Below are 313 nucleotides of genomic sequence, written 5' to 3'. Positions count from 1 at the left end.
GGTTCGAGCGGGTCTTTCATCGGGACGACGATCACTTCTGCTCGAAATTGCGCCCACCATTTTGAAAAAGGTTGCGCTTTGGTTGTGAATATTCCTCTAGAGCCGCGATTCATTTACTTTCCCCAAGGTGTTGAGTTTGGTTTTTCATCAAGCATACCTATTTGACTCGTGCTTATGTGGCCGCTGTTGGTTAAATAGCGTTTTGGCACAATGGTGTTTGGTGTCGGTTCGTAACACCAGATAAGACGCGCTGGATGCGAAAACTCGACATTGACCGTGACATGCAGGCCGTCTTCTTTGGCGATACATAACC

Annotated in this window: 1 protein-coding gene; it reads right to left on the bottom strand. The window is 47.6% G+C overall.

Translation table 11 applies throughout. The features are described 5' to 3' along the window. Positions 1-113 precede the first annotated feature (113 nt). The coding region (locus MD535_RS25955) for a hypothetical protein (protein WP_265678147.1) at positions 114-313 on the bottom strand (200 nt) is incomplete at its 5' end.

It is taken from the genome of Vibrio qingdaonensis, from assembly GCF_026191675.1.
GTDB lineage: Bacteria > Pseudomonadota > Gammaproteobacteria > Enterobacterales > Vibrionaceae > Vibrio > Vibrio qingdaonensis.
This window is presented reverse-complemented; position numbering and strand designations above follow the sequence as displayed.